Raw genomic sequence first — 13603 nt, 5'->3', positions numbered from 1 at the left:
AAAGGACGTCACATGATTTCTCGCTTCACTCTATATCGTTGGTCATGCTGCACGCTGCTCGCACTCTTGCCCATGAGTAGTCTCGCACAAACCGACGCATTTACTCCCGGATTCAGCGGTACACTCAGCGTCAATGCAGGATGGAGTCAAAACCAGTCGCAATCCAGCACCCACGATGACAATGCCAGCACTGCAAGTCTAGATGATGAAGGTGAACGCATCGCTCAAGCCGCGCCATTTATTCTTGGTCGCTTACAATACAGTTTTGGCAATACATTGATCTACTTGGGAAATAGCGAAGATCAAATCACGCAAGCGCAGTTTCAGGCCGAGCTAGGAGTCTCCCAAAAAATCACGAAACACCTTGTGGCGACTGGCGCTCTGTTTGGAAACTTACCCGGAATGGATGAGGTGTGGGAAGACCCATATCTAACCAATCAAGACAGACAAACGACCGACCAACGCGTATCGGGAGGCCGCCTCTCACTAGACTTCAATGCTCCTTTCCCTGTGTCGGTGAAATATGCGTACGCTACCAGCGACATAGAACAAGATGATATTGGTTTGTCACTTAGCCTCTCGCCCGTGCAGCGTGATCAACTTGCTAGAGATAGCCAATATCACCGCTTTGGGACCGAATTAACTTTCCCCCTTCATCCAAGTCTGATTCTGGCACCTGCACTTTACTACACGGTTAGAGATGCGAAGGGCGATGCGCACGACTTCGAACAGTTCAGCGCGCAACTGTCCGTCATTTTAAGTCTGCGTCAACATAGTATTACCACCACCATTCGAAATAGCAGTAGCGCCTTTGACAAAGAGAACCCTGTATTCAATCAAAAACAAGATCAGAACACTGTCGGCGTCTTTTCTGTTTATAGCTATCAGCAACTCTTTGGCTGGCAAGGTACTCAGTTGCATGTGATGGCGGGTTATCAAAAGCAGGACTCCGACATCAACTTCTACGATAGCGAAAATACCTTTCTTTCAACGGGCATTAGCTACAGCTTTTAACCAAGGAATAACACGATGAACTACTTGAAAGTACTGAGTATTGCGTTAGTGCTGTTCACATTCGGCTGTGTCGATGATGCAAGCGATACTGAAAAATACACTAAACCCACTGTGAACGCAGGCTCGGATCAGTTGCACACGCTTCCGCAGGCAAGTGTCACCTTAAGAGGCTCAACCAAAACTTACCCCAAACACCTCTACAAGATTAAGACGACGCGATGGAGCCAGATCTCAGGTCCTCAGCAACTTGCTATTTTGAACGGTGACAGTTTGACCGCAACACTGATCAATCCAACCATTGCGGGCACTTACGAGTTTGAACTGTATGCAAAAGACAGTATCGGAAGAACCAATACTGATAGGGTCAAAATCATTCTTAGAGAGCAGCAAGTGTTGGTCAACGCTCGAACCACATCAACTTACCTTGATGACTACCAGTTGATGTGGGATTCAGTGTTCCATCGTTTTGCCGATCAGTATGACGTCGAGCAGCAGTGGCACCGAATCTATCAAGCCTACTGGGTAAAAGCAGCAGACGTCGCCAATGAATTAGAATGGCAACAACTCATCGATACCCTAAAACGTGAGATGGCAAGCGAGCAAAATCAACGAGAGCAACCAGTGCGAGATGATCAACCGACGTTTGCCGTTGACTGGTCGAGTGAAAATGGTATTGCGACTGTCACCCTAACCGAGCCCAATCAGGTTACACCGACCGAACTGCGTAAGGCGATAGACTCACTATGGGCAGCGTTAACCGATAGCCATGAGGTTCACATTGACGTGAAAAGCAGTTCGCCGCTTACCGAGCAAATCCGATGGACCTTGATGGAGAGCTTCGCTCAACAAACAATGGATGTGTGCTTACTGGATGGAGAGAAATCTAACTCTTGCGTCACGGTCAATGCCAACAAGCGGCTTGAAGGTAAACGCCTCTTGGCTTCATATACCAGTCGCGATAGCGTATGGAGTCGATTTTTACTTGCAAGCCAAAATGGTGAAAGCCGCCTGATGATTAGCCCTACAGTGACTCAAGAAATAGAGCGCTTTAGACACTAAGCCTATAGACGTAAAAGTGGTCCACCACAAAAAAGCGATGCTCATGGCATCGCTTTATCAACTTAACTTTTGTCGGCCTAACAACGAATGGGATAACGTTGTACCGTCAACCAATTCGAGCTCGCCCCCGACAGGAACCCCGTGAGCAATACGGCTTGCCGATACTTGGCTTTCTTTACATAGCTCGGCAATGTAGTGTGCTGTTGCTTCGCCTTCAACGGTGGGATTTGTCGCCAAAATCACTTCGCTAATATCACCACGGCGTAAACGATAGTCCAACACATCAAGACCAATATCGCTCGGTCCGATACCGTCTAACGGCGACAAGTGCCCCATCAAGACAAAGTAACGTCCGGAATACTGCCCCGTTGCTTCCACGGCTGCAATATCAGCAGGGCTTTCAACCACACAAAGCTGGCCATTTTCTTGCCGCTTCGGGTTAGTGCAGATATGACACACTTCCTCTTCTGTGAAAGTACGACATTCGCTACAGTGGCCAATTTCGGTCATTGACTGGCTTAGGGCATCCGCCAGTTGCAAGCCACCTTTTCTATCTCGCTGTAACAAATGAAAGGCCATACGCTGCGCAGACTTGGGGCCAACCCCAGGTAGACAACGTAAGGCCTCCATCAATTGTTCCAGCATATGACTGGTACGCATTAACTAACCTTGTCGATTAGAACGGCATTTTCATACCTGGTGGTAATTGCATACCGCCAGTTACGCCAGCCATTTTCTCTTTTTGAGTTTCTTCAACGCGGCGAGCAGCATCGTTAAATGCAGCAGCGATAAGATCTTCAAGCATCTCTTTGTCGTCTTCCATCAAGCTTTCATCGATTTCAACACGACGCACACTGTGACTACCAGTAATCGTCACTTTCACAAGGCCAGCACCAGACTCACCGGTCACTTCCATATTTGCGATTTCTTCTTGAAGCTTTTGCATACGCTCTTGCATTTGCTGGGCTTGCTTCATTAGAGTGCCCATACCGCCTTTACCAAACATGTTTATCTCTCTGGTTAGTTAGCTTGTTTCGTTATTAGATGGGGCTGAACTCAATCGCTTTCAACCCCGACAATTAAATTGGTCGTACACTCTCTTTATCAAGTTCAGCCGCGAAACGTCGCTCGATAAAGCGAACGTGTTCATCATTTTCTAGGCTGGTGAATGCTTGCTGCAATTTACCCTGATAAAGTTTGTCTCTTAATTCTAACGGAGTTTCCCCCTTATCGCCCACTTCCACGCTCAAGTGGCACTCTTCACCCAATACGCTATTGAGCGCCTGAAGCAGTTCGCTCTGTGCGCGGTCGGTGTTCAGGTGCGCCTGTTCTGGTCGTAGCGTCAATGAAATAGAAGAACCACTGCGCTCAAAATGCGAGTTCAGCGCGAGCTGCTCAGTCAATTTGGCGGTCTCTAACTTGCTGATCAATGACGCCCAATCACTTTGCTCTAAGCTCTCAACCACCAGCTTCTGTATCATTTCTGGTGTTTTTTCATGCTCTAGGGCTTTCTTTAACTGTGTCGGTGTGAGCTCAGTTTTCTGCTGCTCTTTTTGCGGTAGAGTTGGTTTCCAGCGATAAGGCTCATTCTCTTCTACAGGTGTTGCAGTCGATTGTGGGTTTGACAAAGGCGACACCTGCGATGCTCCACCGTGCTTTTGAGCAACACGGTCGAGCACAGAATCTGGTTTAGCAGATGCCGCTCTAGCCTTTTTTGGCGCGTTTCCTGATGCGTCAGGATTTGGTGTCAAACCTTTACGCTGAGATCGCAGTTGATGGCGCAATCCGCTTATCGCTGATGTTCCTCTGCTCGTAGGCGGCTGCTCTGACTGTGCAGGTGGACGCTGTTGAGGCGCGCTTTGAGAAGGAGCATGCCCTTGCATTGGAGCATCATCATACATTGGCGGAGCATCGTATTGCACTGGCTCATTCATATAGCCCGGAGGTGGAGCGTCATAACCTTGATCTGGCACCGATGGCTGAGTGTGCGGCATTGGCGCTGAAGGGCTTTGCTCAGTCATCGCGCTTTGGGGAGTCGGAGCAGGTTGAGGTTGTGACGTTGCCTGCGGCGCACTAGCAACTGGCGCAGGGCTGACCTCAGGTGCGGTTGAAATTGCGTTTGCTTGCGGCTGAGAAGCGGGTCTAAATGCCATCATGCGCAGCACAACCATCTCTAAGCCAATTCGCTCCGACGGTGCTAACGGCAGATCTTGACGACCTTTCAACGCAATTTGGTAGTACAACTGCACATCTTGCGGAGAGAGCGCTCGGCTAAGCAGCTCTATTTTTTCAGCGTCAGGCTGCGCTTTGTCTAGCGTTGAAGGCAACGCTTGGAACATCGCCATACGATGCAGTTGGGTCGCAAGCTGTTGCAGCAACCCATCCCACTCTACCCCGTTTTGCGCGAGCTGGGTCACCATCTCCATTGCTTGTTGTGGCTGTTTGGAACTGATGGCTTCAAGTAAATGCAGTGCCTGATCCGTATCTAGCGTTCCCAACATGTGGGCAACGCTATCAGTTAACACAGTACCATTACCAAGTGCGATAGCTTGATCGGTCAAACTGAGTGCATCACGCATACTGCCATCCGCAGCGTGTGCGATCATACCAAGAGCACGAGCCTCACTGGTCACTTGCTCTTTAGCTAAAATGTGGTCTAGCTGCTCATGTATAGTATCCACACTGATTGGCTTCAGATGGAACTGTAAACAGCGAGACAATATTGTCACTGGTAGTTTTTGAGGATCCGTGGTCGCGAGCAAAAACTTCACATACTCTGGTGGCTCTTCAAGCGTTTTTAATAACGCATTGAAACTATGGCGCGAGAGCATATGAACTTCATCGATGAGGTAAACTTTGAATCGACCGCGAGCCGGTTTGTACTGAACGTTGTCCAGCAATTCACGAGTATCTTCGACCTTTGTGCGCGACGCAGCATCAATCTCTAGCAAATCAACAAAGCGACCTTCATCGATTTCTTTACAAGTGGCACATTGACCACATGGCGTCGAGGTAATGCCTGTTTCACAGTTTAACCCTTTGGCAAACAAACGACCGATTGTCGTCTTGCCGACTCCTCGCGTACCGCTAAATAGATACGCGTGATGCAGTCGATTCTGGGCTAACGCATTTTCGAGTGCTGTTAAGACATGGCTTTGACCGACAACTTCCGTAAATTTTGTCGGACGCCATTTTCGCGCTAAGGCAAGATAACTCATGAATTAAACCTATTAATAACTTACCCGATTAGTGACCTTCAAATTCACAGATGCTGTAAACATTAAGACCTAGGCCCTCAAGACGCTTGTCTCCGCCAATTTCAGGAAGATTGATCACAAACGCCGCGTGCTCTACCACACCACCAAGCTGACGAATCAGTTTAGTCGTCGCTTCGATTGTGCCGCCTGTTGCCAGTAGGTCATCAACCACAAGGACTTTGTCGCCTTCTTTGATCGCGTCTGTGTGAATTTCTAGTGTGTCAGTACCGTACTCAAGTTCATAAGATTGAGCGACAGTTTCACGTGGCAATTTGCCAGGTTTACGAACAGGAACGAAACCAACACCAAGCTCTAGTGCTAAAGGCGCGCCAAATAAGAAGCCTCGTGCTTCGGTGCCCACGACTTTAGTGAATCCCATCGATTGGTACTTTTCCACCAGAAGTTTGATGGTTGCGCGGTACGCCGCTGGATCTTCCATCAAGCTAGTGACATCGCGAAATAGAATGCCTGGTTTCGGGTAGTCTTGAATGCTTTTAATACTAGATTTGATCAGTTGGAGTGTTTCAGTTGTCATAATTCATTACTTAGATTGGCTAGGCTTGTCGGTTTATATAATTAGTATTTTCAAGCAATAGCGTGGGTTCTCTGCACAATGCATTGCTGAATCTATTCAACATGCTGACTAAAAGGTTTGTGCCTAAAAAACAAACGCCCACTCGAAGGTGGGCACGCTTCCTTGCAATCTTAGTGATTTTCTTGCTCGTCAGCAAGGCGCTCAATCACAGGCAACCGAATAAACCAAACCAGAAGTGCCACCAGCATGATCACTAGCATAATTTTTAGCCAAAAATGGGGAACAAACCATATTGAGAAACTGAAGCTCAGCAAAATATAAACGGCACCTCGGGTTTTGACCTTGGTGGTAACCGCTTTGTGGTTATGCCAATTGTCTAATATTGGTCCAAAGGTTTTGTGTTGGTGCAACCACCGATGAAATCGAGGACTGCTGCGCATAAAGCAAGCGCTAGAAAGTAAAATGAAGGGCGTGGTCGGTAACAAAGGTAGGAATATGCCCAGAATGCCCAGGCACAAACTCAGGATACCAACAATATTTAAGCTAAGTCTGCGAATACTGATGGCATGCCCCTAGAAAAATTTAGAAGCCCGCGTATCCGTTAAGTACACGAATCCAAGTCAAAGTAGCTGGAAGTGTAGGGATAAGTAGGACTGCAATAAAACCTAAAAAGTAAAAGATATTATAAGGTTCTTTAAAATCTTTGTCTGCCATGGATTACTTCTCTGATGTAGGTGACGATTTATTTAAGACCAAGTGAAATAAGGGTTAACACTATGGGCTTTTTTTGTTTCGGCGGACTATACCCTATTCTGTGTTCTGGAAACACCGAGTAAAAACAGGGTTATTAAGATTTTATGACTTGAGGCGAGCAGCGCTTAAGCACTGCCACCACGATAGATATCTAAGGTAAAGCTACTCGATCCCAAGCAACTAAGGGCAATCTGACAAGCAGACTGAATCGGCAACTCGTTGGTGATAAAGTTCTTAACGCAGTTATCGCCAAGCGTAACCCCGGGCTGAATATGTTGAGAGATATAACCATTTGACCACTGGCAATCAAGACCAGCGGGTAAAATAGATAGCGTCCCTTCAGAGAGGTCTGCAACGCCAAACAAGGCTTTAACTGGCGTAGAGCATTGCGAGCACTTGATTCCCTTCTCCAGCAAATAGGCGATGTCTTTTAAATCGGCGTTGAAACACTTGAGGTTACGTAAATAGTCATGGAACAAGGCACGAATCAAGAGTGTGGTTGCAGCACCGTGCTCACCTTCACTTGCTGAATCAACGATATAAAACGCAAACTGTCCGTTCATTAACCAAGCGTAATCAAACACGATAGGCATCACGTCGGTAGACTGCAAAATGCGGTAACTGCACTTCCAGTCCCCTTGCGAGGTATCCCGATCAGGAAGCAGGGCGTGAAGCAAATCTTTGGCGGCACTGCGATTTTCTTGCAAGAACTCAAGATGCCAATGCAGCTCTTGCTCTTCGGGCACATCCCCACTATCAACACGGAACCATTGGCTTGCAAAATCGCGTTGGTCACTCAAATGATTGTCCGAGTCGTCTAAGGTATTCTCAATCGCGCACATCAAATGCTCGTAATTGCCAATCGGCTTGGGCAAGAAATCCTTTATTCCGTAACGAAGCGCTTTTGCAACATCGGCCATATCGTCTGTCGCAGACACCACAATCAAAGGCAGCGATGGATACTCCAAGCTCACCTCTTCTACAAACTCGATGCCATCGAGTACTGGCATGGCAAGATCGCACATGATGATGTCTGGCTCTGCGCTCTTAAGCTTCCTTAAACCGTCTAATCCGTTCTCAGCCTCGACGACTTTGTATCCTTGAGATAGCAAGAAGCCCGACGTGATGCGACGGAAGATAGGATCATCGTCAACCAACATGACAAGTTTTTCACCAGGGGCAATATTGGGAGTATCGCTTGGTGCAACTTCAACTGTTTTATACATAAACCTTTGCCTCACACAACTATAAAGTACAACGTGTTTATTATTGTTATTCGGTCTAGTGACCTTTGTTTCAAACGCCCTTTAAAAGTAGTCACGAACGGCTGTTTATACAAATCTTCCACTTTTGCTCTGGGTTGCATACTATATGTATGGAATATCAAATATCGATAAAGATGTTGATATGTCTCAACCTTTGACATTTGATATAGATATAAATTAACCAGATTCGTAAAAAAATGTGTCTACTAAAATGAAATTAGATGATCTCAACTTGTTCAGGCTTGTGGTCGAAAATGGGAGCTACACCGCGACTTCCCGAAAAACTATGATCCCTGTTGCAACGATTACTCGACGCATACAGGCTTTGGAGGATTCTCTAAACCTGCGTCTACTGAATAGGCACGCGCGTAAACTTTCCCTGACAGAGGCGGGAGAGCGCTTTTACAGCGAATGTTCACCGCTGCTAGACCGATTGACGCTCACCGCAGAAGAGATCTCCGATGAATGTCGCGGTGCTGCAGGTAAGATTCGTATAACGGCGCCATCAAACTTAACCAAGCGTATGATGATGCCAATGTTTAACGACTTCATGAAACAATACCCAGATATCAATCTGGAGCTGACAACAAGTAACCATTCAGAACAACTTGATCCAACGGAATGGGACGTGATCTTCCGAGTCGGCCCTCAACGAGATTCCAGCTTGATCGCTCGAAAAATTAACTCGGTGGAAGATATTTTGGTTGCGAGTCCAGAATATTTAAAAACGAACCCTGCACCAAAACACGCAGAAGAGTTACACAATCACAGCCTGTTGAAAGGCGCCCCACTGTTAAAGTGGCAACTGTCTAACCAAAACGGTGAAACAGTGGTTAACAATGACAAAGGTCGCTTTCAAGCCAACGCACTTAATGTAGTTCGTAGCGCTTGCAGTGACGGCTTAGGTATCACTTTGATGCCTGATGTGATGCTAAAAGAGTTCATCGACGACGGTAGTTTGGTACGAGTTCTCGAAGACTGGAGCGCAAACCCTCGCGATATCTATATGCTTTACAACCATAAAGATCATCTGCCAGAAAAAGTGCGCCTGTTCATCGATTTTGTTATCGCCTACAACATCCACTGACAAAAAAAAGAGCTTGGTATGACCAAGCTCTTTTTGATTTGATTACAAATATTCAACGAATTTACTCAGGTCGCGCTCTGGCACCTTCATTGGCGTACACCCTGGAGTGCCTAGGTAAAGGAAGCCGACGATTTCATCCTCTCCCTCTAAACCAAATGCCTTGTGCACGGCTGAATGGAACATCCATTTCCCTGAGCGCCAAAACGCCTGAAAACCCTGCGCCACAGCCGCCATTTGCATTGCTTGAACGGCACAACCCGCAGACAAATGTTGCTCAAAGGCGGGCACTTTTTCATGTTCGGTCACTTTCGCAATCACAGTGATCACCATCGGAGCTCGAAACGGTGCGTTTTTCACCTTTTCAATGACAGTGTCGTCACTCTTATCTTCTACCGCCGCTTTCACCAGAATGTCCGATAGTTTGTTTAGCCCAGACCCTTGTGAAATCACAAATCTCCACGGCGTTAAGCCCGCGTGATCAGGTGCTCGCAAACCGGCGCGTATGATGTTTTCTAGCGCTCTCCCTTCAGGAGCTGGCGCTGACAATTTGGCAATTGAGCGACGGTTGAGCAATAGTTCTAAAGCGTCCATTTGAAATCCTTAAGCTTTACTTCTTGTTTTTCTTGATAATAACTCTCAAATAGAAAAAAGGCGAACCTTATGGTTCGCCTATGCCTGTTACATGAAATTACTCGTAGAACGGTTTATCTAGCCCTGCTCGCGTCAGTAGGCCATCGCAAGGTGCAAATCGATCACCGTATTTCTCCGCGTGTTGATTCATGATCTCGACCAGTTTCTTCACGCCGATTTGGTCCATGTAGCGGAAAGGACCGCCCAAGAATGGTGGGAATCCGATACCAAAAATGGCACCAATATCACCGTCACGAGGGCTGCGAATAATACCTTCATCCAAACAGCGAACGGCTTCATTGAGCATAGGTAGCACACATCGCATCGCCATCTCTTCTTGCGCCATCTTGGATTCTGGGCTCAGTCCAAGCAATTTGTAGACAGACTTGTCGACTTCCTTCTTTTTGCCCTTGTAGGTGTAAAAACCTTTACCGCTTTTACGCCCTTTACGACCATCATTCAAAAGCGTATCGAATACGTCTGGCCCTTTAAATCGCTCACCAAGCTCATTGACCAAGATAGGCATAATCTTCGCGCCAATATCAACGCCGACTTCGTCAAGCAAAGTAATTGGTCCAACGGGGAAGCCGAAGTTGAGCAGCGCTTTATCTAGGTGTCCAATCGGCTCACCAGACATCAAAACTTGCGCCGCTTCGTTCATGTAAGGGGCAAGAATGCGGTTGACATAAAAACCCGCGCAGTCTTTGACAACAATTGGCGTTTTGCCTTGTTTGCGAGCAAATTCCACAACCGTCGATACCGTTTCGTCCGATGTTCCCTCGTGCGGAATCACTTCCACCAGTGGCATTTTTTCAACTGGGCTGAAGTAATGCAGGCCGACAACGTTTTCAGGTCGCTGCGCTTTCTCGGCAATCTGCCCGATTGGAAGTGACGACGTATTTGTTGCGAAAATGGTGCTATCTTTAGCATTCTCTTCGATATCTGCGACCATTTTCTGCTTGAGGTCGAGATCTTCGAACACCGCTTCGATCACAATGTCGGTATGGTTGAAGCTGGTGAAATCTGTCCCGCCAGAAAGCTGTAACATCTTCGATTGCAATTGAGCTTTCGAGATAATACGGCGCTTGCGCTGAGTTTCGAACAACTTGTAGTTGTACTTCAACGCATTCAATACCCCATCTTCTGAGACATCTTTGATGCGCACCGGCACTTTCGCTTTAGCTACGCTGACATGGCTAATCCCCGCGCCCATCAAACCACCGCCTAATACGGCCGCTCGCTTGACAGATAACGGCTCTGCGTCACTGCCGTTCTCTTTTTTCATCTCTGTTGTTGCAAAGAAGATTGAACGTAGCGCCTTAGATTCAGAGGTCATCACAAGCTCAGCAAAACGCTCAGCTTCTTTCTTCTGGCCCTGCTCGAAGCCTTTCTCTAAACCGTAGCGAATCACTTCTAAGATGGCGTCTGCGGCTGGGTAGTTTCCGCGAGTTTTCTCGAATGTTTTCTTTGCCGCTTGATCAAAGATCACCTTACGTCCAAGACCGGTGTTTGAGATAAGTTTCTCTTTGGTCGATACTTTACGCTTGCCTTTGCTTTTGCCCGCGTTCTTTTCAACAAAGCTTTTCGCCACATCCAGCAAGATGGTCTCAGGCACTACAGCATCTACGACACCGAGCTTTTTCGCTTTCTTGGCGCGAAGCTGCTTACCGGTTAAGATCAAATCTAGCGACGGCAGTAAACCAATCAAACGAGGCAGACGTTGCGTGCCACCTGAACCGGGCAGTAATCCAAGCTGCACTTCTGGCAGCCCTAGGCGAGTTTTATCGGAGTCAGTACATACTCGGTAGTCACACGCGAGTGCCAGCTCCAAACCACCACCCAAACAAGGTCCGTGGATCGCGGCAACAACGGGATAAGGCAAATCCGAAAGATGTTGGAACATTTGCTGGCCTTTCTCAGCCAATGCCTGTGCTTCTGCTGCCGTTGTACATGCATCTAACATTCGAACGTCAGCGCCAGCGACAAAATTGTCTGGCTTCAATGAGTGTACGATCAATCCTTTAATGGAGGATTTTTTCTCATCAAGTTGAGCAAACACGTCTTCCATTTCTTCAGCAAAAGCCGCTTGAAGCGTATTCATCTTTTCGCCTGGGACGTCTATCGCCAACCAAGCGAAGTCATTTTCATCAATGTGTAGCTTAAATGCTTTCTGCTCGCTCATTACTCAACCTCCAAAATCATAGCTGCACCAAGACCACCTGCCGCACACGCTGTGTTCAGCGCCAAACCGCCACCGCGGCGTTTTAGCTCTCGTAATGTTTGGGTAATCATTCGTGCGCCCGTTGCAGCGAAGGGGTGGCCATAGGCGATAGAACCGCCAAGGACGTTGAACTTATCCATGTCGATTTCACCAATTGCTTTAGAGCGGCCAAGGTGTTGTTGTGCAAATGCATCGCTAGCAAACATTTTCACGTTTGAAAGCGCTTGAGCAGCAAAGGCTTCATGCATGTCCATCAAGGTAAGATCCGAAAGCTCAATTCCCGCTCGCTCTAGCGCCATAGGCGTTGCGAATGACGGCCCCATCAGCATATCCGTTTCAACGCCAATCGCAGAAAAAGCGTAAGAACGGATATAGCCCATAATGTCTAGGCCGAGCTCTTTTGCTTTCCCTTCACGCATCAGCATGATTGCTGCGGCGCCATCAGTCAGCGGTGTACTGTTTGCTGCGGTCACACTGCCGTACTGTCTATCAAAAGCCGGACGCAACTTCGCATACCCTTCCAGCGTCGAGTCATAACGAATATTGTTGTCTTGCGAGATCCACTTCTTATATGGTTCTGGGAACGCGGTCATCACCTCGCCTTCAATCTTGCCTTCTTGCCATGCCTGAGCCGCTAACGTGTGAGAACGGTGCGCTAAAGCATCTTGCTCTTGACGAGAAATGCCGTGTGATTTGGCCATTTGCTCTGCGGTCTGGCCCATCGATAAGCCTGTTGAGTATTCAGCCACCGCCGGTGGAACGGGCATTAAATCTTTCAGGGAGAGGCTTTTTAGAATCTTGAGTTTTTGGCCAACTGTTTTGGTTTTACTCAGTGCTAATAGGTTCGCAGCCAACTTTTTGGAGACACCAATAGGCAATACCGAGGAAGAATCTGCCCCGCCAGCAATACCGACATCAATAGTCCCAGACATGATGCTTTCCGCAACATTGACCGCAGACTGAAAGCTCGTTGCACATGCTCGCGTCACGCTGTAGGCATCAGTGTTAATGTCCATGCCCGTTCCGAGCACAATTTCACGTGCGATATTCGGTGCTTCAGGCATTTGAACCACTTGACCAAACACAACTTGATCGATCAATTTTGGGTCGATCTCTGTCCGCGCCATCATTTCGCTTACTACCATTTTGCCTAGGTCAACAGCTGGCACTTTGCTGAACTCAGTGCTTTGACGCGCAAAAGGGGTACGCAAACCAGCGACAATTGCAACGCGCTCACCAGAGCGGGTTTTCACTTCCTGCTTGCCCATTGTTTCTCCTTGGATATTAAGAGGTCTGACCACGTCATTGTAACGAGATTGTTAACACAATCAAACGATCGTTTGAATAAACGTGATTTAGAATAGAAAAGTGGTCGCATAGACTTTGCGAAAAGAGAAAACAATAACGGCTATTTATATAAATATTATCAAGATGTTGTTAGACTTTTGAATCAAAGACCACATCAATAGGTATTTGGCGAATCTAGAGGCAAAAAAAAACCACACAAAACTGTGTGGTCGGAATGTATAAAGCAATTAACTTACGCCAATTGAAATAATCAGTTTCCTGATTAGGAGAAAGTAAAGTCAGCCTTCAAAAGGAAGTGTCATCTTGCTCAACATGTCAGTGAAACACTGACTAGATGACAGGTGTTACTATAACCGCTGTGAGACGGTAGATTTTGAAATAGATCAATTTTAGGTGAGTTTCTAAAGCTCAATAGCATTTATGTTGCAACGAAATTGTTGAAGGCGCTCCTAGAAGGCGCACATTGTATAAAAT

The 13603-nt window shown here is 47.2% G+C and carries 12 protein-coding genes; 3 read left to right on the top strand and 9 right to left on the bottom strand.

Features of this window, described 5'->3' with window-relative positions:
* Positions 1-12 precede the first annotated feature (12 nt).
* Positions 13-1014: a DUF2860 family protein gene (locus U9J37_RS01995; protein WP_043886845.1), complete on the top strand. Its 1002-nt coding sequence runs from the start codon at positions 13-15 to the stop codon at positions 1012-1014.
* 15 nt (positions 1015-1029) lie between these two features.
* The gene (locus U9J37_RS01990) at positions 1030-2073 is read left to right on the top strand and encodes a PKD domain-containing protein (RefSeq protein ID WP_005471837.1); all 1044 of its coding nucleotides are present in this window, start codon (positions 1030-1032) and stop codon (positions 2071-2073) included.
* Positions 2074-2130: 57 nt separating this feature from the next.
* On the opposite strand, the gene recR is transcribed toward U9J37_RS01990, so the two are convergent.
* The 6 genes from recR to U9J37_RS01960 form a co-directional block, all read right to left on the bottom strand.
* The gene (gene recR, locus U9J37_RS01985; RefSeq protein ID WP_005471790.1) at positions 2131-2733 is read right to left on the bottom strand and encodes a recombination mediator RecR; all 603 of its coding nucleotides are present in this window, start codon (positions 2731-2733) and stop codon (positions 2131-2133) included.
* A 16-nt stretch (positions 2734-2749) separates the two neighbouring features.
* Positions 2750-3079 (bottom strand): YbaB/EbfC family nucleoid-associated protein, encoded by a 330-nt coding sequence (locus U9J37_RS01980; RefSeq protein WP_005471689.1) that lies wholly within the window; start codon positions 3077-3079, stop codon positions 2750-2752.
* A gap of 73 nt (positions 3080-3152) precedes the next feature.
* The gene (gene dnaX / locus U9J37_RS01975; protein ID WP_005471835.1) at positions 3153-5291 is read right to left on the bottom strand and encodes a DNA polymerase III subunit gamma/tau; all 2139 of its coding nucleotides are present in this window, start codon (positions 5289-5291) and stop codon (positions 3153-3155) included.
* A gap of 28 nt (positions 5292-5319) precedes the next feature.
* A complete protein-coding gene (gene apt / locus U9J37_RS01970) occupies positions 5320-5865 on the bottom strand; it encodes an adenine phosphoribosyltransferase (RefSeq protein WP_005471880.1) in 546 nt (181 codons plus the stop codon).
* A gap of 170 nt (positions 5866-6035) precedes the next feature.
* A complete protein-coding gene (locus U9J37_RS01965; protein WP_043886846.1) occupies positions 6036-6401 on the bottom strand; it encodes a YbaN family protein in 366 nt (121 codons plus the stop codon).
* Positions 6402-6743: 342 nt separating this feature from the next.
* On the bottom strand, positions 6744-7844 hold the full coding sequence (locus tag U9J37_RS01960) for a response regulator (RefSeq protein WP_005471614.1): 1101 nt from the start codon (positions 7842-7844) through the stop codon (positions 6744-6746).
* Positions 7845-8094: 250 nt separating this feature from the next.
* On the opposite strand from U9J37_RS01960, the gene U9J37_RS01955 reads away from it, so the two are divergent.
* Positions 8095-8970, top strand: coding sequence for a LysR family transcriptional regulator (locus U9J37_RS01955; RefSeq protein WP_038139001.1), 876 nt, complete (start codon positions 8095-8097; stop codon positions 8968-8970).
* A gap of 42 nt (positions 8971-9012) precedes the next feature.
* On the opposite strand, the gene U9J37_RS01950 is transcribed toward U9J37_RS01955, so the two are convergent.
* From U9J37_RS01950 to fadI, 3 genes are all read right to left on the bottom strand, one after another.
* Positions 9013-9561 (bottom strand): NAD(P)H nitroreductase, encoded by a 549-nt coding sequence (locus U9J37_RS01950; RefSeq protein ID WP_005471707.1) that lies wholly within the window; start codon positions 9559-9561, stop codon positions 9013-9015.
* A gap of 97 nt (positions 9562-9658) precedes the next feature.
* Positions 9659-11782 (bottom strand): fatty acid oxidation complex subunit alpha FadJ, encoded by a 2124-nt coding sequence (gene fadJ / locus U9J37_RS01945; RefSeq protein WP_005471777.1) that lies wholly within the window; start codon positions 11780-11782, stop codon positions 9659-9661.
* Entirely contained in the window at positions 11782-13089 is a 1308-nt protein-coding gene (fadI, locus tag U9J37_RS01940; RefSeq protein ID WP_005471619.1) for an acetyl-CoA C-acyltransferase FadI, read from the bottom strand. The genes fadJ and fadI overlap by 1 nt, the downstream gene beginning before the upstream one ends.
* Positions 13090-13603: the final 514 nt, after the last annotated feature.

It is taken from the genome of Vibrio sp. 16 (assembly GCF_963681195.1).
Taxonomy (GTDB): Bacteria; Pseudomonadota; Gammaproteobacteria; order Enterobacterales; family Vibrionaceae; genus Vibrio; species Vibrio sinaloensis_D.
Note: the sequence above shows the minus strand (reverse complement) of the source record. Positions and strands in the feature narration are given on the sequence as shown.

Bases quoted from the DNA above. Each gene is read 5' to 3' on its own strand.
- U9J37_RS01960 (WP_005471614.1), bottom strand. From the start codon at position 7,844: ATGTATAAAACAGTTGAAGTTGCACCAAGCGATACTCCCAATATTGCC.
- U9J37_RS01980 (WP_005471689.1), bottom strand. From the start codon at position 3,079: ATGTTTGGTAAAGGCGGTATGGGCACTCTAATGAAGCAAGCCCAGCAA.
- U9J37_RS01950 (WP_005471707.1), bottom strand. From the start codon at position 9,561: ATGGACGCTTTAGAACTATTGCTCAACCGTCGCTCAATTGCCAAATTG.
- fadJ (WP_005471777.1), bottom strand. From the start codon at position 11,782: ATGAGCGAGCAGAAAGCATTTAAGCTACACATTGATGAAAATGACTTC.
- U9J37_RS01955 (WP_038139001.1), top strand. From the start codon at position 8,095: ATGAAATTAGATGATCTCAACTTGTTCAGGCTTGTGGTCGAAAATGGG.
- U9J37_RS01995 (WP_043886845.1), top strand. From the start codon at position 13: ATGATTTCTCGCTTCACTCTATATCGTTGGTCATGCTGCACGCTGCTC.
- recR (WP_005471790.1), bottom strand. From the start codon at position 2,733: ATGCGTACCAGTCATATGCTGGAACAATTGATGGAGGCCTTACGTTGT.
- fadI (WP_005471619.1), bottom strand. From the start codon at position 13,089: ATGGGCAAGCAGGAAGTGAAAACCCGCTCTGGTGAGCGCGTTGCAATT.
- U9J37_RS01990 (WP_005471837.1), top strand. From the start codon at position 1,030: ATGAACTACTTGAAAGTACTGAGTATTGCGTTAGTGCTGTTCACATTC.
- dnaX (WP_005471835.1), bottom strand. From the start codon at position 5,291: ATGAGTTATCTTGCCTTAGCGCGAAAATGGCGTCCGACAAAATTTACG.
- apt (WP_005471880.1), bottom strand. From the start codon at position 5,865: ATGACAACTGAAACACTCCAACTGATCAAATCTAGTATTAAAAGCATT.